The following is a 24,424-nucleotide window of genomic DNA, read 5'->3' on the forward strand; positions in this document are numbered from 1 at the left end:
TGGGGGTGGGGCCGCAAGGGGTGAGGTGGGGCGGTTTTGGCGGTTCTGGGGATGTGGTGGTCGGGGCGAGGGGCTAGCGTGTCACCACCGTGCGGTGGTCCACAGTGGCGACCGTCGCCGTGCCTGGGGAGGCCATCATGAAGCTGCCGCGTTCCGTCGCGGGCTGGACCATCGCGGTCTTCGGCGTACTGGCGCTGGTGATGGGCGCGGTCGGGTTGCTGTGGCCGGAGGCGCAGCTGCGTCTGCTCGGGTTCGAGGTGCCGGCGACTCGTGGCGCTGGCGACTACACCGGCACGTTCCTGCTGGCGTCCTCGATGGCGTCGTTCAACATGGGCGTCTACTACCTGCTCGCGACGGTCACCGAGTGGCGGGCGTTCTACCGTTTCACGGTGGTCTTCCGGCTGGTGACCTTCACCGTGTTCAGCATCGCCGTGCTGGCCGACATCGCCCCCGACCGGTTCTTCGGCGTGGCCGCCTGGGAAGGGTTGGGCGCGGTTGCCACGGCGATCGGACTGCGGATGGACGCCCGCCGGGGCACGCCGGCCGCCGTCGACACCGCTGCCGTGTCTCCCGCCTCCGCCGCGTCCTCCGCCCCGGCGTCCGCTCCGCCCGCTCCCGCTCCCGCCTCCGCTCCCGCTGCGCCCGCCGCCTCCACGTCGGCCGATGTCGACGCGCCGGAAGGCACCGGAGAGGCGCCCGGCGCGGCCGGTGCCGCTCCGGCGGACGCGGCGCGCTGAGTCGCCGGCCGGGTTGGGTATTTTCGAGCGGTGACCGACACCCCGACCGGCGGCTTGCCGGTGCCGATCGTGCCCGGTCTGACTGATTTGCGGGTCTTTGCCCGAGGCGGCTACGCCACCGTCTACCAGGCCACCCAGATCTCGGTCGGTCGAGAGGTCGCCGTCAAGGTCGAGAACCGCACGCTGGACAGCGAACGCGACCAGGCGCGTTTCCTGCGCGAGGCGCGTGCCGCCGGGCGGATGTCGTCGCACCCGCACGTGGTGGATCTCTTCGACGTGGGCGTCACCGTCGACCAGCACCCTTACCTGATCATGGAACTCTGTGACGGGTCGTACGCCGAGCGGATGCGCAGCTCGCCGCTCGGCCCGGTGGAGGCCCGCGATCTCGGCATCAAGATCGCAGATGCGTTGGCGCACTCGCACGGAGCCGGGGTGCTGCACCGGGACGTGAAGCCCGCGAACATCCTCTACTCGCACTTCAACTCGGCGGTGCTTGCCGACTTCGGGCTGGCCGTGCTGGCCGAGGCGCGCGACGCCTCGGTCACCCTGGAGGTGCTCACCCCGGCGTACGCGCCGCCGGAGATGTTCAGCCACAGCCCACCGTCGCCGGCCGTCGACGTGTACGCGCTCTGCGCCACCCTCTACGCGGTGATGCACGGCCGGCCGCCCCGCTGGCAGTCCGAGCGCAACCCCAGCCTGGTCACCGTGCTGGAGATGTTCAACCAGCCGCTTCCCGGCCTCCCGGGCGTACCGGACGAGCTCATCGACGTGCTGCGTCTCGGCATGGCCAACGACCCGGCCGAGCGGCCGTCCGCCCTCGAACTGCACGACCTGCTCGCCAACCTGCCGTTCGGCTCACCGTCCGCTCCGGTGAGCGGCGTCCCGATCAGCGGCTCACCGATCAGCGGTGCCCCGGTCAGTGGTGGCCCGAGCCGGTCCGGCCTGTACGGCACCGGCCAGCCAGCGCCCCGCCCCCCGGTCGAGGACTCCCGCCCCAGCGTTCCCGGCGGCCGGCGGTGGCGACGACGCTGGTTCCTCGGCGGCGCCGGGGTGCTGGCGCTCGCCGCCTCGGCCACCACCGGGGCCTGGCTGGCGAGCGGTGGCCCGCCGCCCGGCCCGTCCCCCTCGGTGACCCAGGTCGCGGCACCGGCGACCGGGCCGCTGCCCGGCTGCGCGTCAGGTGCCGGGGCGCCGACCGCGCTGCCCAGCGGCGCCCGTTGCCTGCCCGAGCTGGAGTGTTTCGGCCCGGTACGCATCCGCGGCGCCCGCGCCGAGGCGGCCCGCGTCCCGTGCGACGGCCGGCACACCTGGGAGACGTACGCCGAGGGCATCCTGCCGGTGCAGCTCGTCGGCGCGGCCTACGACGAGGTGATCGCCGCCGAGCCGGTACGACAGGTGTGCAGCGCCACGACGTTCCGACTGACCACGGAGATCGCCGAGCCGGTCGGCTGGCACCTGGAGGTGTTGCCGCCGGTGGACGGCAATGTCGACCGGGTCTACCGGTGCCTGGCGGGGCGGGGCGTCGACGCGCTCACCGCGCCCACGCTCACCGGTCGCTGAACCCGCCGCGCGCCCGTCCCCGGTCACGCACCGCACGCAACGCGTCCCGGCTGTCCAGGGCGTCGAGCGTGTCGGCGTCGATCCCGTACGGCATCAACTCCGGCGGCGCGGTGGCGTGTGGCTGGTCCGCCGGCTCCGGTTCGGCGCGCTGGCGGACGGCGGACACGGCGACCGCGGAGACCATGGCCAGCAGCACGCAGAGCAGTGCGAGAACCACGCCGAGAAGGTCCTGCCGGCGCAGAACGACAAGCAGGGCCAGCAGCGCGACGGCACCCGGCGCCGCGACCGCCGCCACCATCCGCGCATCGATCCTGGACAGTCGACTCACCCCTCCAGCATGTCGCGGCCTGGCCTGCTGTCAACCGGAGAGGCGATCCGCCGCGCCGATCAGTGTCGATCGAACGGACCATCCGACCTGACCGGTCGGCGTGCACACGCAGTGGACTCGTCTCGCTACTCTCGGTGTTCCGCAGGCTGCTCCGTCAGCGAGGTCGCCCATGAACGTACGCAGTTCCCAGTCCCGGCTCCGCTCGGTCGCGTCGACACTGGCGGTCGCCCTGACCCTCACCCTCTCCGCCGCCGCCGGCTGCGAGAGCCGCAAGGAACCGGACCTGCCGTCGGTGCAGGAGAAGTTGCGCGAGTCGCACATCTACGGGCAGTCGAAGCTGCGCATCGGCGTCGCCACCAACGAGCCGTTGATGGGCGACCTCCGCAACGGCCAGCACGTCGGCTTCGACGTCGAGATCGGCAGGTACATCGCCGCGTCCCTCGGTTACCAGGGCGAGCAGCAGTTGGAGTTCGTGTCGGCAGCCACCGAGGACCGGATCCCGTATCTGCAGGGCGGCACCGTCGACCTGGTGATCTCCAGCTTCTCGATGACCGAGGAGCGCAAGAAGCTGGTCAGCTTCGCCGGGCCGTACTTCGTCACCACGCAGGAGGTGCTGGTGCCCGTCCGGCTCAAGGACAGGATCCGCACCATCGAGGACCTGCGCGACCCGGCCTACAAGGTCTGCACCACCGGCGGCTCCACCACCGAGGCCGAGCTGGAGAAGCGCCAGGTCAAGGCGCTTGTGGTGAAGGACGTCTGGGACTGCGTGACAGGCATCCGCGCCGGCCGGTACGACGTGGTCAGCTCGGACGAGACGATCCTCGCGGGCTTCCTGGCCACGTACCCCAAGGAGTTCGAGATCGTCGATCTGCCCTTCGGCACGAGCGAGCTGTTGGGGATCGGCGTGCCGATCGGCGATCCGGCGCTGCGTGACCTGGTCGCCTTCTTTCTGCAGAAGAGCTACCAGCAGGGCCGCAACGGGCAGGCCAGCCCGTGGCTGACGGCGTACAACCGGACCCTGGGCCCGTGGCTGCGCGTCGAGAAGACCCAGCCACAGCCACTTGAGGTGCCGAAGCTTGTCGACTTCGACGACAAGGCGCCCCGGCGGTGAGCACGGTGCCGACCACCACCGGCGACGCGAGCCCCGGTGGCACGGTGCCGCCGCCCCGGCCCGCCGTGCCGACCGACCACGTCGAGGTGGACCCCGGCGGGTGGCCGGCCGGTGTGCCGCGGGCCGAACCCGCAGTGCCGGTCGCCGACGTCGAGCAGGTGCCGGTGCGGTGGGATCCGGCGGAGCGGCGGGCGCGGGCCAGCCAGTCGTTCTGGACGGCGGTCGTGGGCGTACCGGCGATCTTCTCGGTGCTCCGGCTCGGCGTCGAGGCGGGTGGGGAGCTGCAGACCACGCTGCTGCTGGTCGCCAACGTCGGGCCGGTCAACCTGCTCGCGGGCTTCCTGACCACCGCGGCTCGACTGCTCTCCACCGGGCTGGTCGCCGTCTTCGCGCTCGGCGCGGTGCTGGCCGTGAGCGTGGACCGACTGCCGCCGGGCACCCGTCGCCGCCCGCTCTTCGCCCGCTGGGCGGACCTCACCCCGGCCTGGGTGGTGCTGGCGAGCTTCCTGCTCGCCCTGCTCACCTGGCCGCTGCTCTACCTGCCGCTGCTGCTGCCGGCGTTCGCCGCCGCGTTCCAGCTTCGTCCGGACCGGCTGCACGAGTGGGTCGTACCCCGGTTGGCGGTGATCGTCGCGCTGCTCGCCGGGTACGGCTGGCTGCTGCTGCCGACGCTGCGCGACGCGGCCGGGCAGCGCGAGCTGCTGGTGCTCGCACTTCTCGTGGTGCCGCCGGTGTTGGCGCTGTTCATCGCCGGGCCGCTGCCCGGCATGGTGATCCGGCCGCTGGCGTCGCTGACCGAGGTGGCGGTGCTGGCCATGCTGGTCTGGGCCGCGCTGCCGGTGATCAGCACACCGGTGCTCCCGCTCACCGTCACCACGGTGGGCGTCGAGAACGGCCCGACCGAGGACGTCCGGGGGCACGTGGTGACCACCGACGACGTCAACATGGTGATCCTGCAGGAACGGGGCGGAGTCCGGTACGTGCCGGTAGACCTCGTCCGCGCGCAGGTGCTCTGCCCGAGCGAGGAGGAGCTGCCCCGGCACCGGCTGCGGATCCACGACTTCCACATCGAGGATTCGCTGCTGGAGGGGTTGGGCCGCCGCGTCCGCCCGGTGCACCGCATCGACGCGGCCTGCCGCGCCCCCGGCTGAGGTCAGTAGGACTTGTCCTGACCGAGGACGTGCTGGGCGACGAAGTTCAGGATCATCTCGCGGCTGACCGGGGCGATCCGCCCGGCCCGGACCGCGCCGAGCAGGGTGGCCACCCCGTACTCCGTGGTCATGCCCGCCCCGCCGAGGGCCTGCACCGCGGTGTCCACGGCGAGGGCGGCGGCCTCCCCGGCCGCGTACTTGGCCATGTTGCCGGACACCCCGGCCTCCAGGTCGCGGCCGGCGTCGTACAGGGTGGCCGCCTTCTGAATCATCAGGCGGGCCAACTCCACCTGCACCGCCGCGTGGGCGAGCGGATGCGCCACCCCCTGGTGCGAGCCGATGCTCCGGCCACCCCACACCTTGCGGGTGGCGGTGTACTCGCTGGCCCGCTCGATGGCGTACCGACCGGTGCCGGCGCCCATCGCGGCGACCGTGATCCGCTCCGGGTTGAGCCCGGCGAAGAGCGCCGGCAGCCCGGCGTCCAGGGATTCGCCGACCAGCGCGTCGGCGGGCACCCGCACGTCGTCGAGGTAGAGCAGGAACTGGTTCTCCGGAGAGACGATCTCCATGTCCAGCTTGGACCTGGTCAGCCCCGCCGCGTCGGTAGGCACCAGGAACAGCGCGGGCTTGAGCTTGCCGGTGGAGGAGTCCTCGGTCCGGGCCACCACCAGGACGTGCCCGGCCTCGTCGACCCCGGAGATGTAGCACTTGCGGCCGTTGAGCAGCCAGTCGTCGCCGTCGCGGCGGGCCACCGTGCCGAGCCGGTGGAAGTTGGAACCGGCCTCCGGCTCGGTGATCGCGAAGACGATCTTCGCCGAGCCGTCCGCGAGGCCGGGCAGGTGCCGTTTGCGCTGCTCCTCGGTGCCGTGCCGGGCGAGCACCGTCGCCGCGATGGCGGGGGAGACCACCAGCAGCAGCAGCGGGCACCCCGCCGCCGCCAGCTCCTCGCAGACGATGGCCAGCTCGGTGATGCCGCCGCCCCCGCCGCCGTACTCGGTGGGGATGTTGACCCCCAGATAGCCGAGCCGTCCCGCCTCGGCCCACAACTCGGTGGTGTGCTCACCGGCCTTCGCCTTCTCGACGAAGTAGCCGTGGCCGTACCGGCGGCCCAGCGCCCGCACGGCGTCGCGGAGCTGGTCCTGCTCGGGGGTGAGGTCGAAGGTCATCGGGGGTCCTCCTCGGGGTTCGACGGCGTCGGGTCGTCGCTTGCGGGGGAGCCGTCGATGACGGCCAGGACGGCGCCGGTGCGCACCTGAGCGCCGGCCGGCACCGGGAGTTCGATGACCACCCCGTCGGTCGGGGCCAGCACCTGATGTTCCAGCTTCATCGCTTCCAGCGTGAGCAGTGGTTCGCCGGCCGTGACCCGCTGGCCGACCTGCACGTGCACCCGGGTCACCGCGCCGGGCAGCGGCGCGAGCAGCGACCCGGCCGCCACCGCCGCCGTGGGCAGCGGGAGGCGCGGCAGCTCGACGAGGCTCGCCGCCCCGTCCGGGCCGTCCACGAAGATCTCCGACCCCACCCGGTGTACGCGGTACGCGCGCCGAACCCCGTCGACGTCGAGCGCCACCCGGTCCGGGGTGACCTCCGCCAGCGCTACCGTCGGCGGCTTCCCCTCCAACGCCACCGTTTCGCCGGGCGGCGCTGCGGACCAGTCGGCGAGTCGGCCGGTGCGGTCCAGCCGGTAGCGGACCTCAATCTCGCCGTCCGGGCCGGTGAAGCGGCTGACCTGCGGTACGGCGGGCACGTTGCGCCAGCCGGAGGGCAGCCCGCCGAGCACCGGCGCGGTCGTTCGGCGTTGGGCGGCACCCGCCAGTGCGGCCGCCAGGGCGGTCAGCGGAAGCTGATCGGCGGGCAGCAGCGGCGCGAAGACCTCGGGGTGCCGGTCCAGGAAACCGGTGTCGATCGCCGCGGCCGCGAACTCCGGGCTGCGCAGCACCCGGACCAGCAGATCGCGGTTGGTGGCCACCCCGTGCAGCTCGGCACGGGTCAGCGCGCCGGCCAGCGCCCGGGCCGCCTCGGCCCGGGTCGGCGCCCAGGCGATCAGCTTGGCGAGCATGGAGTCGTAGTGCACGCTCACCTCGGAGCCCGTCCCGACGCCGGAGTCCAGCCGCAGGCCGGCGTGCTGGAGGCCACCGAACTCCCGGTCCACCCCCGGCACCGCGAACCGGCGCAGCACACCTGTCGCGGGTCGCCAGCCCTGCGCCGGGTCCTCGGCGCACAACCGCACCTCGATCGCGTAGCCGCGTACACCCGGCTCGTGCAGGTGCTCCGGCAGCGGCACGCCCTCGGCGACGAGCAGTTGCCACCGGACCAGGTCGAGCCCGACGGGCCCGGTCAGCTCGGTGACCGGGTGCTCCACCTGCAAGCGGGTGTTCATCTCGAGGAAGAAGAACTCACCGGTCGGGGCCAGCAGGAACTCCACGGTGCCGGCGCCCACGTAGTCGACGGCACGTCCGGCGGACACCGCCGCCTCGTGCAGCGCCGGGCGCAACTCCCCCGGGAGCACCCCGGGAGCCTCCTCGATGATCTTCTGGTGTCGGCGCTGGATCGAGCACTCGCGTACCCCGAGGGCGGCCACCGTGCCGTGCGAGTCGCCGAAGATCTGCACCTCGACGTGCCGACCACGCTCGACGTACCGCTCGATGAAGACCGTGCCGTCGCCGAACGCGGCAGCCGCCTCCCGGCTGGCGCCGGCGACGGCCTCCGCCAGCTCGTCCGCGTCCCGCACGATCCGCATGCCCCGGCCGCCGCCGCCAGCGGACGCCTTCACCAGCACCGGGAAGTCGGTGACCTCGTCGGCGTCGGTCCAGCTCGGCAGCATCGGTACGCCCGCCTCGGCGAGCAGCGCCTTCGCCGCCAACTTGTCGCCCATCGCGGCGATCACCTTGGCCGGCGGCCCGACCCAGGTCAGCCCCGCGTCGGTCACCGCCGCCGCGAACTCGGCGTTCTCGGCGAGGAAGCCGTAGCCGGGGTGGACGGCGTCCGCGCCGGCCTTGCGGGCCGCGTCCAGGATCAGATCCACCCGCAGGTACGTCTCGGTCGGTGAGCTTCCCGGCAGGCGTACGGCCAGGTCGGCCTCGGCGACGAACGGCGCGTCGGCGTCCGCGTCGGAGTACACGGCGACGGTCTGCACGCCCATCGCGCGGCAGGTGGCGAAGACCCGGCGGGCGATCTCGCCCCGGTTGGCCACGAGCAGCCTGTTGATCATGAGTGGCCTCTCTACATCCGGAAGACGCCGAAGCCGTCGGCGCCCTTCACCGGTCCGTTGTGGATCGCCGAGAGGCAGAGACCGAGGACGGTGCGGGTGTCCCGCGGGTCGATCACCCCGTCGTCGTAGAGCCGGCCGGAGAGGAACAGCGCCCCGGACTGCGACTCGATCTGCTGCTCGACCATCATCCGCATCGCCGCGTCGGAGTCCTCGTCGTAGTCGCGCCCCCGAGCTGCGGCGGCCTGCCGGGCCACGATGGAGAGCACCCCGGCGAGCTGCGCCGGGCCCATCACCGCCGACTTCGCGTTCGGCCAGGTGAACAGGAACCTCGGCTCGTACGCCCGGCCGCACATGCCGTAGTTGCCGGCCCCGTACGAGGCGCCCAGGTTCACCGTCAGGTGCGGCACCGTCGAGTTCGACACCGCGTTGATCATCAACGCGCCGTGCTTGATGATGCCGCGCTGCTCGTACTCGGTGCCGACCATGTAGCCGGTGGTGTTCTGGAGGAAGATCAACGGGGTGTCCGAGGCGTTCGCGAGCTGGATGAACTGGGCCGCCTTCTGCGCCTCCGCGCTGAACAGCACCCCCCGGGCGTTCGCCAGCACCCCCACCGGGTACCCGTGCAGCTCGCCCCAACCGGTGACCAACGCGTCCCCGTACGCCGGCTTGAACTCGTCGAAGTCGCTGCCGTCCAGGATGCGGGCCAGGACCTCGCGGGGATCGAACGGCACCTTCAGATCGGCGCTGACGATGCTGAGCAGCTCCTCCGGGTCGTACTTCGGCGGCTGCGGCACCGCAGTACGCGGCGACGGCCCCTGCTTGCGCCAGTTGAGCCGGCGGACGCACTGCCGGGCCAGCCGGATGCCGTCGCGCTCGTCCTCGGCCAGGTGGTCGGCGAGCCCGGACGTGCCGGCGTGCATCGCCGCGCCACCCAGCGACTCGTCGTCGGTGACCTCACCGGTCGCCATCTTCACCAGCGGCGGCCCGGCCAGGTAGACCTGCGACCGGTCCCGGATCATGATCACGTGGTCGGACATCCCCGGCACGTACGCGCCACCGGCAGTGGCGTTGCCGAAGACCACGCTGACCGTGGGGATGCCCGCCGCCGAGAGCCGCGTCAGGTCCCGGAACACCCGGCCACCCGGGATGAAGATCTCCGCCTGGGTGGGCAGGTCCGCCCCGGCCGACTCGACCAGGTTCACCATCGGCAGCCGGTTGGCCAGGGCGATCTCACCGGCCCGTCGGGTCTTCGCGAGCGACCACGGGTTGACCGCGCCGCCGCGTACCGTCGGATCGTTGGCGACGATCAGGCACTCCACGCCCTCGACCACGCCGATGCCGGTGACCACGCTGGCCCCGACCGGGAAGTCCGTGCCGTACGCGGCGACCGGCGACAGCTCCAGGAACGGGCTGTCGGCGTCCACCAGCAGCTCGATCCGCTCGCGGGGGAGCAGCTTGCCGCGCTTGTGGTGCCGGGCCACGTACTTCTCGCCGCCGCCCGCCCGGGCCTGGTCCAGCGCGGCGTCCAGCTCGGCCAGCCGCTCCAGCAACGCCGTCCGGTTCGCGGCGTACCCCGGTGCGGCGGGGTCCACCCTGCTGTCCAGTGTGGTCACAGGCCCATGCCCTTCGCGATGATCTCGTTCATGATCTCGGTGGTGCCGCCGCCGATGCCGAGGATCCGGGCGTCGCGGTAGTGCCGCTCCACCTCGGCGTCCCGCAGATAGCCGAAGCCTCCGTGCAGTTGCAGCGCCTGGTCGACGACCTGGTCGCAGGCGGCCACCGCGACGTTCTTCGCCATCGCTACCTCGGTCACCACCGGCTCGCCCGCCGCCACCCGGACGGCCACCTCGTGCACGTACGACCGGGCCGCCTCGGCGCGCGTGTGCATCTCGGCCAGCCGGTGCCGGACCAGCTGCCGGCTGGCCAGCGGACGCCCGAAGGTCTCCCGGTCCCGGCACCAGCGCACCGCCAGCTCGACACAGCGCTGCGCGGTCCCGTACGCCTGGGTCGCCAGCGACAGTCGCTCGGCGGCGAAGTGCTGCATGATCGCCAGGAAGCCGGTGTTCTCCGCGCCGATCCGGTTGGCCACCGGCACCCGCACGTCCACGAACGACAGCTCCGCCGTGTCCGAGCAGTGCCAGCCCAGCTTCTCCAGTCGGCGCCCCACCGTGAACCCGGGCGACCCCTTGTCGATGACGAGCAGGGTCAGTTCACCGCTGCCGGGAAAGTCGGTGCACACCGCGGTGGTCACGAAGTCCGCCCGGTGCCCGCTGGTGATGTACGTCTTCGACCCGTTCACCACGTAGTGGTCGCCGTCGCGGCGGGCGGTCGTACGGATGCCGGCCACGTCGGAGCCGCCGTCCGGCTCGGTGATCGCCAACGCGCCGATCATCGTGCCGGCCAGGGTGGGCCGGACGTACCGCTCGATCAGGCCGCCGTCGGCCGGCGACGGGGTGCCGCCGAGCCGGCCGCCCAGCGACCCGCCGGTGCGGGCGCCGGCTGCGGCGACCATGTGCGGCAATGCGATGCCGTGCGTGAACAGGGCCGCCACCAGGCCGGACGAGCCGCCAGCGCGGATCAGCTCCTCCGTCACGATGATCGAGTCGAGCAGGTCACCGCCGCTGCCGCCCACCGACTCGGGAAAGCCGATGCCGAGCAGCCCGAGCTTCGCGGCGGTCGCGTGCAGGGCCCGGGGGACCTCGCCGGCCCGCTCCCAGTCGTCCAGGTGCGGCAGCACCTCCCGGGTCACGAAGGCCCTGGTCAGCTCGCGCAGCTGCCGCCGTTCGGGGGTGTCCACGATGCTCATCGCGCCACCCCCGTCAGCACCTCGGCGGGCAGGTCGACGATCCGGGCGCGCAGCAGCTCGCCGAGCGCCTTGGCCTGCGGGTCGAACCGGGTGGACGCGGCCACCCCGGCCCCCAGCAGACCCTCGATCACGAAGTTGACCGCCCGCAGGTTCGGCAGCTCGTAGCGCCGCACCGACAGCGACGCCGTCTCCGGCAGCAGCTCGGCCAGCCGCTCGACCGTCAACCAGGCGCGCAGCCACGCGTACCCAACGTCGGTCCGGGCCCAGACGCCGAGGTTGGCGTCACCGCCCTTGTCGCCCGAGCGCGCGCCGACCAGTTCGCCGAGCGCCCCGCGCCGGGTCGGGCCGTCGACCGCCGCGCCGCCGCCCGGCACGGTCTCGTCCCGCACCGTGGGGGCGGTACGGACCGGCGGGGCGATCGGCACCCGTTCACCGCCGGGCCGGACCGCGACGTGCGCCACCGCGTCCTGCGGCACGGTGTCGGCGGTGAAGACGCCGTACGGTGTCGCGTCGCCCGGGAGGGTGGTCAGCGTGCAGCCCGGGTAGGAGGCCAGGGCCAGCTCCACCGCCGCGGCCGAGAAGGCCCGCCCGGCCCGTGCCTTGTCGCCGTCACGCAGGTGTACGTGCAGCAGGGCGCTGGCGACCTCGGTGTCGGCCGCGTCCGGGTGGTCGGTGCGGGCGAGCGTGAACTCCAGCCCGTCCTTGCCCACCGCCTCCTCGATCTGCCCCCGCACCAGGGCCGCCTTCGCCTCGATGTCCAACCCGCAGAGGACGAACGTCATCGAGTTCCGGAAGCCGCCGAGGTTGTTGACGCCGACCTTGAGCGTCGCCGGCGGCGGGGTTCCCCGGACGCCGGAGATCCGGACCCGGTCCGGCCCGTCGGGGCGCAGCGTCACGGAGTCCAGCCGGGTGACCACGTCCGGTCCCAGGTACGCCGGCCCGCCGATCTCGTAGAGCAGCTGGGCGGTGACGGTCTCCACGGTGACCGCACCGCCGGTGCCGGGATGCTTGGTGACCACGGATGAGCCGTCGGAGTGCACCTCGGCGATCGGGAAGCCGGGGCGGTGCCCGCCGTCGGGCAGTTCGGTGAAGAAGCTGAAGTTGCCGCCGGTGACCTGGGCGCCGCACTCCAGGAGGTGCCCGGCGACTGTCGCCCCGGCCAGCTCGTCGAGATCGTCGCGACCCCACCCGTACCTGGCGATGGCCGGGCCGACCACCAACGACGCGTCGGTGACCCGGCCGGTGACCACCACGTCCGCGCCGGCGTCGAGGCAGGCGGCGATCCCGAACGCGCCCAGGTACGCGTTCGCGGTGAGCGCGTCGGGCCGCCGGAGCGCGTCGCCCTCGACGTACCCCACCTGGGCCGACAGGCCCAGACGGCCAGCGAGCGCCTCGATGGCGGCGGCCAGGCCGGCCGGATTCAACCCGCCGGCGTTGGTCACGATCCGCACCCCCCGGTCGAGGGCCGTGCCCAGACACGTCTCCAGCTGACGCAGGAACGTCTTTGCGTAGCCGAGGTCGGGGTCGCGCAGCCGGTCCCGACCGAGGATCAGCATGGTCAGCTCGGCCAGGTAGTCACCGGTCAGCACGTCCAGCTCGCCGCCGTCGAGCATCTCCCGCCAGGCCGTGAACCGGTCGCCGTAGAAGCCGGAAGCGTTGCCGATGCGGATCACGCCGTGACTCCGCGTCGGCTCGACGGTTCGCGCCCGGTGCCCGGCGGGCCGGCGAACGCCTGCGCCACGTCGAGCCACTCGTCGGCGACGGGGCCGCTGGCCAGCAGGGCGAGGTCCGCGCGGTGGCGGCGGCGGGTGACGAGCAGGCAGAAGTCCAGGAGGGGACCGCTCAGGCGGTCGGCGGCGTCCGCCGGGCCCCAGGTCCACGTCTCCCCGCCGGGTCCGGTCAACTCGACCCGGACCGGCGCCGCCGGTGCCGGTCGGCCGTGGGCGGCGAAACCGTGCCCGAGAGTACGCACACCGAGGTGCGCCACGTGCCGGAGGCGGTCGGTGGCGGGGCGGACGACACCGAGGGCGTCGGCCACGTCTTCACCGTGCGCCCAGGTCTCCATGATCCGGGCGGTCGCCATCGACGCGGCCGACATCCGGGTGCCGTACCAGGGCAGCTTCTCGCCGGCCGGGACCGCGAGGAGCGCGTCGTTGAGCGCCGCCCGTCCGGCCCGCCAGCGGGCGAGCAGGTCGGCGGGCGGGGCGAGGAACGCCTCGGCGCCCGCGTCGACCATCCGGTTCGGGTCCGGCGCGGCCGTCACCGTCGCGTAGAAGGCGTCGGCGTCGGTGGCGGCCAGCAGGGCCACGTGGTCGGTCCAGGCGAGGTGGGCGATCTGGTGCCCGATGCTCCAGCCCGCCGCCGGGGTCGGGCGGGCCCAGTCGGCCGCCGGCAGGGGCGCCACCAACGCGTCCAGGTCGGCGGACTCGGCGGCCAGATCCGCGAGCAGGTCACTGAGGTCGACCATGATGCCTCCGGTCGGTGCTGGGCCGGTGTGGCCGGGGTCAGGGCGTGAGGAGGGTGGCGAGCTGGCGTTTCCAGGTGGCGAGCAGGGCGGCGCGGCGGGCCGAGTCGTCGCTGAGCAGGTTGGCCACCCCGAGCCCGCGCAGCAGGTCGAGGGTGGCCTGCACGGCTTCGCGGACGCCGGGACGGCGCTCGTCGACCCCGAGCAGGGCGACGGTGAGTCGGTGCATCTCCCGGCCGACCGTCGCCTCCAGCGGGACCAGGGCGTCGCGCAGCTCCTGGTCGGTGCGGGCGGCCACCCACAGTTCGAGCGCGGCGACGAAGAGCGGCCCGGTGAAGGCCACCCCGAGCAGGTCGATCACGCGGTCGAGCCGCTGCGGGCCGGCTGGCAACGCCTCGGCCTCGGTGCGCAGTTCGTTGGCCCGGCGCTCGGCCAGATGGGCGACGGCGGCCGTGACCAGCGCGGCCTTGGTCGGGTAGTGGTGCAGCTGCGCACCCCGCGAGACACCGGCCCGCGCCGCCACGACTGTGGTCGTGGTGCCCGACCAGCCGTGATCGATCAGGCAGTCGACTGTCGCCTCCAGCAGGCGGGCCTGGGTGGCACGACTGCGCTCCTGCTGAGGAACACGCGTCGCGCCGGCAGATGTCGATGCGGCGGACGTTGATGTGGCGGACACGGCAACAGCCTGCGGCCTTCGAAACAAACAGTCAAGACTGACTTTTTATAGCCGGGTCGGCGGCCGTGCTCCGGTCGAGCCGACCTCGACTGCCCTCCCCGTGCCCTGTCGAGCTGCCCCACGAGTGGGGCGGCAGCGGTGCGCCATCCGCCCCTTCCGTGCCCTGTCGAGCTGCCCCAGGAGTGGGGCGGCGGCGGTGCGCCATCTGCGCTACCCGTGCCCTGTCGAGCTGCTCCACGAGTGGGGCGGCAGCGACGCCCAGGTCTGCCCCACTCCTGGGGCAGCTCGACAGGCAGCAGGGCAGGTCCATCGGCCGCAGCTGAGTCGCCGGATCCGCGGCTATGTGCGCGGTCGAGGGGTGTGCCGGGTCGAGGGGATGTGCCGGGTCGAGGGGACGTGCGGGGTCGAGGGGATGTGCGGCGTCGGATCGGTGGGGGTCAGCGGCCGTCGCGCGGGCCGAAGACGGCGAGGGCGTCGGCGTCGCTGTGCTGGGAGCGCAGGTACTCGTCGGCCCAGGCGGCGGCGTCCGGGTACGCCGAATCCGCGGTTACCCGGGCGCAGGCCGCGTCCACGTCGAAGGCGGTGCGGCGCAGCTGTACGCCCGGCCCGAGCAGCGCCCACCACGCGCCCGCACCCCCGTACGGCATGCCGATGCTGCCCGGATTGACCACCAGGCGCCGGTCGACCAGCCGGGTGAACGGCATGTGGGTGTGGCCGCAGACCACAGTCCCGACCTCGGCGGGCAGGCCCGCGAACACCTCCTCCCAGCGCGCCATCCGGGAGTCGACGAGCACCACCTCCTCGTCGTCGCGGGGCGTCGCGTGGCAGAACAGTGTCGGCCCGAGGCCGTCGATCTCCACCGTCACGGTCGCCGGCAGCGCGGCGAGCCGGGCCACCTGATCGTCGCGGAGCTGCCCGGCCGCCCAGTTGGACACCTCGAAAGCGGCGGGCCGGCCGGCCCGCGCGTCGACCAGCTCACGTTCGCAGTTGCCGCCCACCCAGCAGACCCGGTCACCCAGGTCGGCGAGCACGTCCAGCACCTCGACCGGCTGCGGACCGGACGCGATGTCGCCGGTCAGCACGATGAGGTCGGCGGCGGCGACGTCCGGCTCGGCCAGGACGGCCTCCAGCGCGGGCAGTACGCCGTGGATGTCGGAGAGCACCGCAACTCTGTTCACCATGGCCCCACCCTCACCACTTCGGTCGCCGCGAGCCAGCATTTCTGCGCCGGGCAGACGAAACGTCCCCGCCTCCCGTCGATGGAAGGCGGGGACGGGACGTACCGCTCAGACGCGGGCGCGGCGGGCCAGGCGCTCCGGGTCCAGGATGATGATGCTCTTGCCGTCCAGCCGCAGCCAGCCGCGCGAGGCGAAGTCGGCGAGCGCCTTGTTCACCGTCTCCCGGGAGGCGCCGACGAGCTGGGCGATCTCCTCCTGGGTGAGGTCGTGCGTCACGCGCAGCACGCCGCCGTCGCGCGTGCCGAACCGGCCGGCCATCTGGAGCAGGTTCTTCGCGACCCGGCCCGGCACGTCCGTGAAGATCAGGTCGGCGAGCGAGTCGTTGGTCCGGCGCAGTCGCCGGGCGAGCACCCGGAGCAGCTGCTCGGCGATCTCCGGGCGGTTGTTGAGCCACGGCCGCAGCGCCTGCTTGCGCAGCCGCACCAGCCGGGTGTCGGTCACCGCGGTGGCGGTCGCCGTACGCGGACCCGGGTCGAAGAGCGACAGCTCACCGACCATGTCCGACGGCCCCATCACCGCAATCAGGTTCTGCCGGCCGTCCGCCGCCCGGCGGCCGACCTTGATCTTCCCGGACAGCAGGATATAGAGGCTGTCGCCGGGCTCGCCCTCATTGAAGACGATCTCGCCCTTGCGGACCTCGATCGTCTCCATCTCCTTGGCGAGCGCCTCGGCAGCTTCCGGGTCGACACCCTGGAAGATCCCGCTGCGGGCCAGTACCTCATCCATCGCGCACCTCCGGTTACGCGTGCCGTCCGTCGGCCGGGGCCGCCGTCCGCTGATCCCCTCGCGCGCCGCCAAGTCTAGGCGCATGTGAGCTCGAATCAGAGGTCGGCCCTGGAATCTTGATCGGTGGGCGTAACCTGCCCGACGTGCTGAGCGACCCGACCCTGACCAGCCGCGCCGAAGACGGGCGGCACATTCCGCTGCTCGTCTGGCGGGCCGACAGGCCCCTGCGAGCGGTCAGCAGCGGCCCGCTCGGCGGTGGCGTCGGCGTCCGGCACTGGGTGCTGAACGCGACAGTGCCCATGTCGTACGACCGGGACGACCCCGCCGCCCACCTGACCGCGCTCGCCGCGGACCTGGCCCTCGACGGGCCCGGGGTGGGCCTGCTGACCGGCGTCGACGTGACCGAGGTGGTCGCCCGGACCGACACCGGCGTGCGGGTCTGGGCGACGGTCGGGCTCGGCACCCCGGTGCCCGCCGCCGCGCCGGAACCGGCCGCCCTCGCCCAGCGGGTGGGCACGGTCAACATCGTGGTGTACGTGCCGGCCCGGCTCGCCGACTCGGCCCTGGTCAACGCCGTCGCCACCGCCACCGAGGCGAAGACGCAGGCGATCCTCGAGCTGGGGTTGCCCGGGACCGGCACCCCCACCGACTCGGTCACCGTGCTCTGTCCGGTGGACGGCCCCCCGGCCGCGTACGGCGGGCCGCGCTCCACCTGGGGCGCCCCGCTGGCCCGAGCCGTGCACGCCGCCGTACGCGCGGGCGGGGACCGGCCGGTCGTGCCCTGGTCGGACCGGGTGACCGGCTGAACTTCCGACCGATCGGCCCTCGTCGGCGCGTTGAGCGGCCGGTAGGGTCGCGGACGATGTACGCTTCCGCCCCCCTCGCGCCCCGCCCGTTCCACCGCGTCGCCATCGGCCTCGCGGCGCTGCTGGCCGCCCTGCTCGTCGCCGGCTGTGCCGACAGCGGGGAGGCCCCGGTGTGGCAGCCCGGCGCCGGTGGTGGTGGCACCGGAGCGCCGGTGAGCACGGCCGGCCCCAAGGCCAGCGGCGGTGCCTCGGCGTCGGGCGAGGGCGGCGCCATCTCGCTCTCCGCGACCGGCGACATCATCATGGGCAACGCGCCGAGCCGGCTGCCCGCCGCCGGCGGCAAGGGCTTCTTCGACTCGGTCAAGCAGGCGCTCAAGGCCGACCTGGTGATGGGCAACCTGGAGGAGCCGCTGACGGTGGACACCGGCACCGGCAAGTGCGGGGCCAACTCCACCCGCTGCTACCAGTTCCGGGCCCCGCCGGAGTACGCCGCGCACCTGCGCGACGCCGGCTTCGAGGTGCTCAACCAGGCCAACAACCACGGCTACGACTACGGGCCGAAGGGCTACGAGAACACGCAGAAGGCGCTGGAGAAGTACGACCTGAAGCACACCGGCGCCCCGGACGAGACCACCGTGGTCGACGTCAAGGGCGTCAAGGTGGCCGTGGTGGGTTTCTCGTCGTACGTCTGGTCCAACAGCCTGGTCGACATCGCCACGGCCAAGACGGTGGTCGCCAAGGCCGCCACCATGGCCGACCTGGTCGTGGTGCAGGTGCACATGGGCGGCGAGGGAGCGGACAAGACCCGGGTGAAGCCGGGCACCGAGATGTTCCTGGGTGAGAACCGGGGGGACCCGGTCAAGTTCTCGCACGCCATGATCGACGCGGGCGCGGACCTGATCGTCGGGCACGGGCCACACGTGCTGCGCGGCATGGAGTTCTACCAGGGCCGCCTGATCGCGTACAGCCTGGGCAACTTCGCCGGTGGCGGCAACTCGCTGAGCAACACCGGGCGGCTGGGCTGGGGCGGTGTGCTGAAGGTGTCGCTCAAGCCCGACGGAAGCTGGGCCGGCGGCTCGTTCACCTCGACGTACATGAACTCCGCCGGCAAGCCGACGATGGACCCGGACGACCGCGGCCTGGGCCTGGTCACCGAGCTGAGCCGCGCCGACTTCCCCAAGGGTGGGGCCCGGTTCGACGGACAGGGCAGGATCACCGCGCCGACGGCGGGTTGACCCGAGGAGGAACGTCCGGGGCGCGACGTAGGCTGACCGTCGTGACCAGTAGCTCTCCCGGTGCCAGCGAGACCGACCTCGGGCGCACACGTCGTGCCCGCAAGATCGGCCGGGTGCTGGCCGAGACGCACCCCGACGCGCACTGTGAACTGGACCACTCCAACGCCCTGGAGCTGGCCGTCGCCACCATCCTCTCGGCGCAGTGCACCGACAAGAAGGTCAACGAGGTCACCCCGAAGCTCTTCGCCCGCTACCCGAGCGCCCCCGCGTACGCCGGGGCCGACCGGGGCGAGATGGAGGAGCTGATCCGGCCCACCGGCTTCTACCGCAACAAGACCGACTCGCTGCTCAAGCTGGGGCAGGCTCTCGTCGACAGGTACGACGGTCAGGTCCCCGGCCGGCTCGTCGACCTGGTGACGCTTCCCGGGATCGGCCGCAAGACCGCAAACGTCATTCTCGGCAACGCCTTCGACGTCCCCGGCATCACTGTCGACACGCACTTCCAACGGCTGGTGCACAGGTGGCAGCTGACCACCGAGACCGACCCGGTCAAGATCGAGCACGCGATCGGCGCGCTCTACCCGAAGCGCGACTGGACCATGCTGTCGCACCGGATCATCTTCCACGGGCGACGGGTCTGCCACGCCCGCAAGCCCGCCTGCGGGGCGTGCACGCTCGCGAAGCTGTGCCCCTCGTACGGCACCGGCCCGACCGAGCCGGCTGCCGCCGCCAAGCTGCTCAAGGGCCCCCGCGCGCGTGACCTCGCGGTGGCCGCCGGGGTCGACCCGGAGCTGGTGCCGGCGCAGGCGGTCGCCGCGGAGGTGCCGTGAACCGCCGCCTCGCCCTCGCCGTCCTGCCGCTGCTGCTGGCCGTTGCCGGCTGCACGGGCAACCCGGCCGACGACGCACCAGCCCCCCGCTCGGCCGCGGCCGAGCGGCCATCCCCGTTCCGGGACTGCGCCGCCCTGAGCACGGCACCCACGGCCGAGTCACCCGGCTCCGGCCCGGCGACCCCTGCGTCGCCCGGTTCGGGCACAGCGGCCCCTGGCACGCCCGGCACGCCGACTTCCACCGCCGGCGGGCAGCAGCTGCCGGAGCTGACGCTCTCCTGCTTCACCGGCGGGGCGCCCGTCGCGCTGCGCGACGTGGCCGGGCCGGCCGTGATCAACGTGTGGGCCTCCTGGTGCCCGCCGTGCCGCAAGGAGTTGCCCGCTTTCCAACGCCTCAGCGAACGGGCCGCCGGTCAGCTCCAGGTGGTCGGGGTCAACAGCCGGGACAGCCGCAGCGGCGCCCAGTCCATCGGCGAGGACTTCGGCGTCCGGTTCCCGATCCTGGTCGACCAGGGCGAGGCGCTGCAGCGCGAACTGAAGCGCAACGCCATTCCGCTGACCCTCTTCGTCGACGCGCAGGGCCGCATCCGGCACATCGACGCCACCGGGGCTCTCGATGACGCCCAGATCGCCAAGCTGGTCCGCCAGCATCTCGGCCTGACGGTGCCGGCATGACCCGCCGACCGCCGGAATGGATCGAGCCGTTGCTGACCCGGCTGGGCACCGCGCGCGCCGAGGACTTCACCCGGCTGACCACCCCCGCCGAGGGCGGCCGGGAGAGCGCCGTGCTGGTGCTCCTCGGTGAGCAGCCCGACCTCGGCCCCGACGTGCTGGTCCTGCAACGGGCCGCGACCCTGCGCAACCACGCCGGTCAGCCGGCCTTCCCCGGCGGCGCGGCCGACCCGGAGGACGCCGACGTCCGGGCCACCGCGCTGCGCGAGGCGAACGAGGAGGTCGGCCTCGACCCGGCCAGCGTGACCGTGCTTGCCGAGCTGCCGAAGTTGTGGATCCCGGTCAGCGACTTCGTGGTCACCCCGGTGCTGGCCTGGTGGCACGACCCGCACCCGGTGCACCCGGCCGAGCCCGCCGAGGTGGCGCACGTGGCGCGACTGCCGGTCCGCGAGCTGGTCGACCCCGCCAACCGGCTGCGGGTCCGCCATCCCAGCGGCTGGGTGGGGCCGGCGTTCTCGGCGCGCGGCATGCTCGTCTGGGGCTTCACCGCCGGAGTGCTGGCGACCCTGCTGGACATGGGTGGCTGGGCCCGCCCGTGGTCACCCGGCCGGCTGGTCGATCTGCCGCCCACGGGGGCCACTCCCGCGCCGTCGGCCGGCACCGAAGACGTCGACGAGACCGCCCTGCGCTGACCACGCGGTCACCTTCCGCAAGCGGTGGTCATCCGGCGGGCGCACTGCCCGTACGCTGGACCCCGTGTCCGTCGTGGATCTCGTCCTGCTGCTGCTCATGCTCGTGTTCGCGATCAGCGGATACCGCCAGGGTTTCGTCATCGGCATCACGTCGCTGTCCGGCTTCTTTCTGGGGCTGCTGCTCGGCCTGCAACTCGGGCCGCTGTTCGCCCGGCAGTTCGTCGACGCCGGCACCCGGGTGCTGATCTCACTGGTGGCGATCTTCGGGTTGGCAGTGATCGGGCAGGCGCTCGCCGGCTGGCTCGGCTCGCACCTGCGCAAGACGATCACCAGCGACGTGGGTCGGCGTATCGACGACATCGGCGGGGCGTTCGTCTCACTGTTCGCGGTGCTCCTGCTGGCCTGGCTGGTCGCCGTGCCGCTCGGGTCGTCGTCGGTGCCCTGGCTCGCCTCCGCCGTGCGCAACAGCGCGCTGATCGGCGTGGTGAACGGGGTCCTGCCGGAGGAGGCGCACCGCCTCTCCACCGCCCTGGAGGACACCGTCGACACCGACGGGTTCCCGGACGTCTTCGGTGGTCTCACGCCCACCCGGGCCCGCCAGGTCGACCCGCCCGACCCGGCGCTGGCCGGCTCGCAGGTGGTGGTCAACGGTCAGCGTTCGGTGGTCAAGGTGCTCGGCTCCGCGCCCAGCTGCTCGCGCCGCATCGAGGGCTCCGGCTTCGTGTACGCCGACGACCGGGTCATGACCAACGCCCACGTGGTCGCCGGCACCCGTTCGGTGGCGGTGGAGCTGGGCGGGGAGCGGTACGACGGTCAGGTGGTGGTCTACGACCCGAACCGCGACCTGGCGGTGCTGCTCGTGCCGGGGCTGCCCGGCCCGTCGCTGCGGTTCGCCGCCGGCAACGCGGGCAGCGGCTCGGACGCCATCGTGCTCGGCTTCCCACTGGACGGCCCGTACAACGCGCAGTCGGCCCGGGTTCGTGACGTCGACAAGATCAAGGGGCCGGACATCTACTCATCCGGCGACGTCACCCGGGAGATCTACACCATCCGTGCGCTGGTGCGCAGCGGCAACTCCGGTGGACCGCTGCTCTCGGCCAACGGTCTGGTGCTCGGCGTGATCTTCGCGGCGGCGGCGGACGACCCCAACACCGGGTTCGCCGTGACCGCCGCCGAGGCCCGGCCGGTGGCGCTGGCCGGGGCCGAGCGCAACCGGGCCGTCGCCACCGGCGAGTGCACCTGAGCGGTGCGCCGGATCAGGTCCGGGCCGTGGCGGCCATCGGCAGCTTGGCGCGTCCCCAGCGCAGTCCCCGGTCCAGCACCGCCCGGGCCATGATCGCGACGCAGGTGCCGCCGTTGATGAAGGACGCCACCACGTCGCTCGGGTGGTGCATCCCCCGGTACATGCGGGTCAGCGCCACACCCACCGGCACCAGCAGCAGCGTCCACCAGGCGACCTTCGCTCCGGTGCTGCGCGCCCGCAGGGCCATCAGCACCGCGATACCGACGTAGAGGGCCACCGCCGCCGAGGTGTGCCCGGACGGGAAGCTCGACGTGGGCGGCGAGGTGTCCATGTGCTCCACCGCCGGCCGCTGCCGGTCGATCACCATCGTGGTGAACAGGAACACCAACGCCTGGCCGGTCACCGCCGCGCACAGGAACAGCGGCTCCCGCCAGCGCTTGAGCCAGAGCCGCAGCGCCAGGGCCACCAGCACGGTCACCACGACGATCATCTGGGTGCTGGCCAGCGTGCTGAACACCAGCGAGACGTCGTTCCAGCCGCCGGTGCGGTCACCCGCGAACTCCCGATTCACCGAGTCCTCGACGGTGAACGGCCAGGTCCGTTCGAACACGCGGGTGATCAGCACCCCGAGCAGCACCATGAAACCGAACAGGAGGGACACCGGCAGCAGCACCCGCCGGATGATCTGGACCACGGTGTCGGACATGAGCCGGCCAATACCCGATCGACGTCGTCGTCACGCCTCAGGTCTTGTCCGGCTGCCGCTCGACCTCGGGCGCGACGCCGTCGCGCACCGGCCGGACCGGTCGGAGGCCGGTGTGCGCCCGCCAACTGGTGAACGCGGCGGTGGTCGCCGCGACCACCGCCACGCCGAGCAGCCAACCGCCGAGCACGTCACTGGTGAAGTGCACACCGAGCGCGACCCTGCTCAGCCCGGTCACCACGGTGAGCAGCAGTGCGGCGATCCAGAGCGCGACCCGCGCGGCCCAGCGCCGGACGTACGGCAGGAACACCAGCAGCAGCACCCCGGCGGCCAGGGTGGCGTTCAGCGCGTGCCCGGAGGGGAACGAGTAGCCGGCGGCCCGCGCCACCGGGTCGAGCAGTTCCGGCCGGTCCCGGCCGACGAGCAACTTGAGCAGTGGACCCATCAACCCGCCGACCACCATCGTCGTGGCCACCCAGAGGGCCAGCCGGCGGGCACGGCGGCGCAGCAGCCAGATCACCACGAGCAGGGCCACGACCCGCAGCGGCAGGGGCGCGAACACCGCACTCCAGACGTCCATCAGCGCGACCCAGGCCGGGTGGCGCACCGCGTGGTCGTGCAGCGCGTCGGTGATCGTCGTGTCCAGCCGGTGCAGCGGGCCCCACGCACCGAGCACCAGCAGCGCGAGCAGGGCGAACGGCACCAGCACCAGGAACGTCGCAGTCGCCGCCAGGGTCAGCCGCAGACCCAACGAGTGGTCCGGGTCGAGGCGGCGACGCCGCCAGGACGGGCGCCGGTCGGTGTCGAGGGTACGTGCGGCGGGCGTGCTCATGCGGACGGTTCTACCCCACCCGCCGCGCCTTCAGGCCTGCCGTCCGCGACGCTCAGCGACTGCGCTGGCGGAACCGGCGCACCATCAGCGCCGCACCGGTCACCAGGGCGGCGAGGAGCGCGACACCGGTCCACAGTTGCTCCGGCGCGGATTCGGCCGGAGCGCCCGCCGGTCGGGCCGTCCACCCGGTCTGCTGTCGTCCGGCGGTGAAACCGAGCGGGTCGCTGCCGGCGCCGCTGACCGGGCCGTTGTCGTCCGAACCGGGGGCCGGACCGAAGCCGACCACGCCCGGCGAGGTCAGATCGTCCAGCGGGTTGACGGTGACCGGGGGAACGTCCGCGGTCAGCGCCGCCACCGGGTCGACCACCCCGTACCCGAAGCGGTCGTCCCGGCCGGTCGGGCCGAGGTCACGGGCGGTGGCCAGCAGCCGGTTGACCACCTCGCCGGCGGGCATGTCCGGAAAACGGGACCGGACCAGCGCGGCGGTCGCGGCCACCAACGGCGCGGCGAAGCTGGTGCCCTGCACCCGCCAGTACCCGTCCGCCGGGCGGGCGCCGACCAGGCCGGTGGCGGGGGCGGTGAGCACCGTCGCCCGGCCGGTGATCGAGCCGGACCACAGGTTGTCGCTGCTGCGCTCCAGCCCGGCGACCGCGATCACGCCCGGCTCGCGAGCCGGGTACCAGACCTTGGAGTCGGTCGACGTGGCCAGGTTGCCGGTGCAGGCGACCACGACCACGTCCCGGGCGAACGCGTAGTCCAGAGCCGCGGCCAGGGCCGGGCTGTCCCCGCTGCCGCCCAGCGACAGGTTGATCACCCGGGCGCCGTTGTCGACCGCCCAGCGGACACCCTTCGCGACGATCAGGGCGTCGTCGTACTTGTTGCGCTCGTCCAGCACGCGGACCGGGAGGATCCGGGAATCCGGCGCCAGGCCGACCACGCCCCGCTTGTCGTCGTTACGCCCGGCGATCAGGCCGGCGACAGTGGTGCCGTGACCGACCGGATCCGGACCGGCGCCGCCAGCGGGCCCGACCAGGTCGAGGCCGGGCAGCACCTGGCCGGCCAGGTCGGGATGGTTGGCGTCCACACCGGAGTCGACCACCGCCACGGTCACGCCCCGGCCGGTCGAGCTGCGCCACGCCGTGTCGGCCCGCAACTCGTCGAGCTGCCACTGCTCGTCACGGACCTGGTCGGTGCGGGCCACGCTGTCACCGGGGGCGAGCGCCACCGGTGCGCCGGCGAGTTGCCCGCCGCTGCTGGGCGCGGCGACAGGTGCGGCGACCGGGACCGCGACGGCGAGCATCGCCGCCACACCGAGCAGCGCCCGGCCGGCCCGTCGGGCCACTGCAGGACCGCTGTGCCGAACCCCTGTCACATCCTCAGCCATTCATCCCGACGGAACCACGACGA

Annotated in this window: 22 protein-coding genes and 1 pseudogene; 10 read left to right on the top strand and 13 right to left on the bottom strand. The window is 73.1% G+C overall.

Annotated features, from left to right (window positions below; translation table 11 throughout):
* Window positions 1-137: 137 nt before the first annotated feature.
* Window positions 138-599 (top strand): annotated as a pseudogene (locus B0E54_RS11110) (hypothetical protein); the annotation flags it as partial.
* A 168-nt stretch (window positions 600-767) separates the two neighbouring features.
* Window positions 768-2,297: a serine/threonine-protein kinase gene (locus tag B0E54_RS11115; RefSeq protein ID WP_234583278.1), complete on the top strand. Its 1,530-nt coding sequence runs from the start codon at window positions 768-770 to the stop codon at window positions 2,295-2,297.
* Here the strand turns inward: B0E54_RS11115 and B0E54_RS11120 are convergent.
* Window positions 2,284-2,625 carry a hypothetical protein gene (locus tag B0E54_RS11120; RefSeq protein WP_234583279.1) on the bottom strand — a complete coding sequence of 114 codons (342 nt, stop codon included), beginning with the start codon at window positions 2,623-2,625 and terminating at the stop codon, window positions 2,284-2,286. The genes B0E54_RS11115 and B0E54_RS11120 overlap by 14 nt on opposite strands.
* A 169-nt stretch (window positions 2,626-2,794) precedes the next feature.
* On the opposite strand from B0E54_RS11120, the gene B0E54_RS11125 reads away from it, so the two are divergent.
* Both B0E54_RS11125 and B0E54_RS11130 read left to right on the top strand, forming a co-directional pair.
* On the top strand, window positions 2,795-3,736 hold the full coding sequence (locus B0E54_RS11125) for a transporter substrate-binding domain-containing protein (protein WP_234583280.1): 942 nt from the start codon (window positions 2,795-2,797) through the stop codon (window positions 3,734-3,736).
* On the top strand, window positions 3,733-4,887 hold the full coding sequence (locus tag B0E54_RS11130) for a hypothetical protein (protein ID WP_234583281.1): 1,155 nt from the start codon (window positions 3,733-3,735) through the stop codon (window positions 4,885-4,887). The genes B0E54_RS11125 and B0E54_RS11130 overlap by 4 nt, the downstream gene beginning before the upstream one ends.
* A gap of 2 nt (window positions 4,888-4,889) precedes the next feature.
* On the opposite strand, the gene B0E54_RS11135 is transcribed toward B0E54_RS11130, so the two are convergent.
* The 9 genes from B0E54_RS11135 to B0E54_RS11175 all read right to left on the bottom strand — a co-directional run bounded on the left by B0E54_RS11135 (window position 4,890) and on the right by B0E54_RS11175 (window position 16,005).
* Complete coding sequence (locus B0E54_RS11135; protein WP_234583282.1) at window positions 4,890-6,053, bottom strand: acyl-CoA dehydrogenase family protein; 1,164 nt, start codon at window positions 6,051-6,053, stop codon at window positions 4,890-4,892.
* Entirely contained in the window at window positions 6,050-8,095 is a 2,046-nt protein-coding gene (locus tag B0E54_RS11140; RefSeq protein WP_234583283.1) for a biotin carboxylase N-terminal domain-containing protein, read from the bottom strand. Before B0E54_RS11140 ends, B0E54_RS11135 begins: the two co-directional genes overlap by 4 nt.
* A gap of 11 nt (window positions 8,096-8,106) precedes the next feature.
* A complete protein-coding gene (locus B0E54_RS11145) occupies window positions 8,107-9,708 on the bottom strand; it encodes a carboxyl transferase domain-containing protein (RefSeq protein WP_234583284.1) in 1,602 nt (533 codons plus the stop codon).
* Window positions 9,705-10,901: an acyl-CoA dehydrogenase family protein gene (locus B0E54_RS11150; RefSeq protein ID WP_234583285.1), complete on the bottom strand. Its 1,197-nt coding sequence runs from the start codon at window positions 10,899-10,901 to the stop codon at window positions 9,705-9,707. The genes B0E54_RS11145 and B0E54_RS11150 overlap by 4 nt, the downstream gene beginning before the upstream one ends.
* Window positions 10,898-12,514, bottom strand: coding sequence for an acyclic terpene utilization AtuA family protein (locus tag B0E54_RS11155; RefSeq protein WP_234583307.1), 1,617 nt, complete (start codon window positions 12,512-12,514; stop codon window positions 10,898-10,900). The genes B0E54_RS11150 and B0E54_RS11155 overlap by 4 nt, the downstream gene beginning before the upstream one ends.
* A gap of 56 nt (window positions 12,515-12,570) precedes the next feature.
* Complete coding sequence (locus B0E54_RS11160; RefSeq protein WP_234583286.1) at window positions 12,571-13,368, bottom strand: TIGR03084 family metal-binding protein; 798 nt, start codon at window positions 13,366-13,368, stop codon at window positions 12,571-12,573.
* 37 nt (window positions 13,369-13,405) lie between these two features.
* On the bottom strand, window positions 13,406-14,041 hold the full coding sequence (locus B0E54_RS11165) for a TetR/AcrR family transcriptional regulator (RefSeq protein WP_234583287.1): 636 nt from the start codon (window positions 14,039-14,041) through the stop codon (window positions 13,406-13,408).
* A gap of 437 nt (window positions 14,042-14,478) precedes the next feature.
* Window positions 14,479-15,222, bottom strand: a complete 744-nt coding sequence (locus B0E54_RS11170) for a metallophosphoesterase (protein ID WP_234583288.1) — start codon at window positions 15,220-15,222, stop codon at window positions 14,479-14,481.
* A 105-nt stretch (window positions 15,223-15,327) separates the two neighbouring features.
* Window positions 15,328-16,005, bottom strand: a complete 678-nt coding sequence (locus B0E54_RS11175) for a Crp/Fnr family transcriptional regulator (RefSeq protein WP_007466162.1) — start codon at window positions 16,003-16,005, stop codon at window positions 15,328-15,330.
* Window positions 16,006-16,148: 143 nt separating this feature from the next.
* Here B0E54_RS11175 and B0E54_RS11180 point away from each other — a divergent pair, with 143 nt between their 5' ends.
* The 6 genes from B0E54_RS11180 to B0E54_RS11205 all read left to right on the top strand — a co-directional run bounded on the left by B0E54_RS11180 (window position 16,149) and on the right by B0E54_RS11205 (window position 21,482).
* Window positions 16,149-16,811 (top strand): adenosylcobinamide amidohydrolase, encoded by a 663-nt coding sequence (locus B0E54_RS11180; RefSeq protein WP_234583289.1) that lies wholly within the window; start codon window positions 16,149-16,151, stop codon window positions 16,809-16,811.
* A 56-nt stretch (window positions 16,812-16,867) separates the two neighbouring features.
* Window positions 16,868-18,046 (top strand): CapA family protein, encoded by a 1,179-nt coding sequence (locus B0E54_RS11185; RefSeq protein ID WP_234583290.1) that lies wholly within the window; start codon window positions 16,868-16,870, stop codon window positions 18,044-18,046.
* A 41-nt stretch (window positions 18,047-18,087) separates the two neighbouring features.
* A complete protein-coding gene (nth, locus tag B0E54_RS11190) occupies window positions 18,088-18,876 on the top strand; it encodes an endonuclease III (RefSeq protein WP_234583291.1) in 789 nt (262 codons plus the stop codon).
* The gene (locus B0E54_RS11195) at window positions 18,873-19,550 is read left to right on the top strand and encodes a TlpA disulfide reductase family protein (RefSeq protein ID WP_234583292.1); all 678 of its coding nucleotides are present in this window, start codon (window positions 18,873-18,875) and stop codon (window positions 19,548-19,550) included. Before nth ends, B0E54_RS11195 begins: the two co-directional genes overlap by 4 nt.
* On the top strand, window positions 19,547-20,239 hold the full coding sequence (locus tag B0E54_RS11200) for a CoA pyrophosphatase (RefSeq protein WP_234583293.1): 693 nt from the start codon (window positions 19,547-19,549) through the stop codon (window positions 20,237-20,239). The genes B0E54_RS11195 and B0E54_RS11200 overlap by 4 nt, the downstream gene beginning before the upstream one ends.
* A 64-nt stretch (window positions 20,240-20,303) precedes the next feature.
* Window positions 20,304-21,482 carry a MarP family serine protease gene (locus B0E54_RS11205; protein WP_234583294.1) on the top strand — a complete coding sequence of 393 codons (1,179 nt, stop codon included), beginning with the start codon at window positions 20,304-20,306 and terminating at the stop codon, window positions 21,480-21,482.
* 13 nt (window positions 21,483-21,495) lie between these two features.
* Here B0E54_RS11205 and B0E54_RS11210 read toward each other — a convergent pair whose 3' ends face one another.
* From B0E54_RS11210 to mycP, 3 genes are read right to left on the bottom strand one after another with little or no spacing between them, the layout of a single operon-like run.
* Complete coding sequence (locus B0E54_RS11210) at window positions 21,496-22,188, bottom strand: phosphatase PAP2 family protein (RefSeq protein WP_234583295.1); 693 nt, start codon at window positions 22,186-22,188, stop codon at window positions 21,496-21,498.
* Between the two features lie 37 nt (window positions 22,189-22,225).
* Window positions 22,226-23,017, bottom strand: coding sequence for a phosphatase PAP2 family protein (locus B0E54_RS11215; protein WP_234583296.1), 792 nt, complete (start codon window positions 23,015-23,017; stop codon window positions 22,226-22,228).
* A gap of 52 nt (window positions 23,018-23,069) precedes the next feature.
* A complete protein-coding gene (gene mycP / locus B0E54_RS11220; protein ID WP_234583297.1) occupies window positions 23,070-24,401 on the bottom strand; it encodes a type VII secretion-associated serine protease mycosin in 1,332 nt (443 codons plus the stop codon).
* Between the last annotated feature and the right edge of the window lie 23 nt (window positions 24,402-24,424).

Origin of the sequence: Micromonospora sp. MH99 (assembly GCF_021442385.1) — a bacterium.
Classification (GTDB): domain Bacteria; phylum Actinomycetota; class Actinomycetes; order Mycobacteriales; family Micromonosporaceae; genus Micromonospora.

Coding starts and splice junctions, on each gene's coding strand:
- B0E54_RS11200 (WP_234583293.1), top strand. CDS start 19,547: ATGACCCGCCGACCGCCGGAATGGATCGAGCCGTTGCTGACCCGGCTG.
- B0E54_RS11150 (WP_234583285.1), bottom strand. CDS start 10,901: ATGAGCATCGTGGACACCCCCGAACGGCGGCAGCTGCGCGAGCTGACC.
- B0E54_RS11160 (WP_234583286.1), bottom strand. CDS start 13,368: ATGGTCGACCTCAGTGACCTGCTCGCGGATCTGGCCGCCGAGTCCGCC.
- B0E54_RS11215 (WP_234583296.1), bottom strand. CDS start 23,017: ATGAGCACGCCCGCCGCACGTACCCTCGACACCGACCGGCGCCCGTCC.
- B0E54_RS11135 (WP_234583282.1), bottom strand. CDS start 6,053: ATGACCTTCGACCTCACCCCCGAGCAGGACCAGCTCCGCGACGCCGTG.
- B0E54_RS11170 (WP_234583288.1), bottom strand. CDS start 15,222: ATGGTGAACAGAGTTGCGGTGCTCTCCGACATCCACGGCGTACTGCCC.
- B0E54_RS11125 (WP_234583280.1), top strand. CDS start 2,795: ATGAACGTACGCAGTTCCCAGTCCCGGCTCCGCTCGGTCGCGTCGACA.
- B0E54_RS11155 (WP_234583307.1), bottom strand. CDS start 12,514: ATGCTCGACGGCGGCGAGCTGGACGTGCTGACCGGTGACTACCTGGCC.
- B0E54_RS11185 (WP_234583290.1), top strand. CDS start 16,868: ATGTACGCTTCCGCCCCCCTCGCGCCCCGCCCGTTCCACCGCGTCGCC.
- mycP (WP_234583297.1), bottom strand. CDS start 24,401: ATGGCTGAGGATGTGACAGGGGTTCGGCACAGCGGTCCTGCAGTGGCC.
- B0E54_RS11140 (WP_234583283.1), bottom strand. CDS start 8,095: ATGATCAACAGGCTGCTCGTGGCCAACCGGGGCGAGATCGCCCGCCGG.
- B0E54_RS11175 (WP_007466162.1), bottom strand. CDS start 16,005: ATGGATGAGGTACTGGCCCGCAGCGGGATCTTCCAGGGTGTCGACCCG.
- B0E54_RS11210 (WP_234583295.1), bottom strand. CDS start 22,188: ATGTCCGACACCGTGGTCCAGATCATCCGGCGGGTGCTGCTGCCGGTG.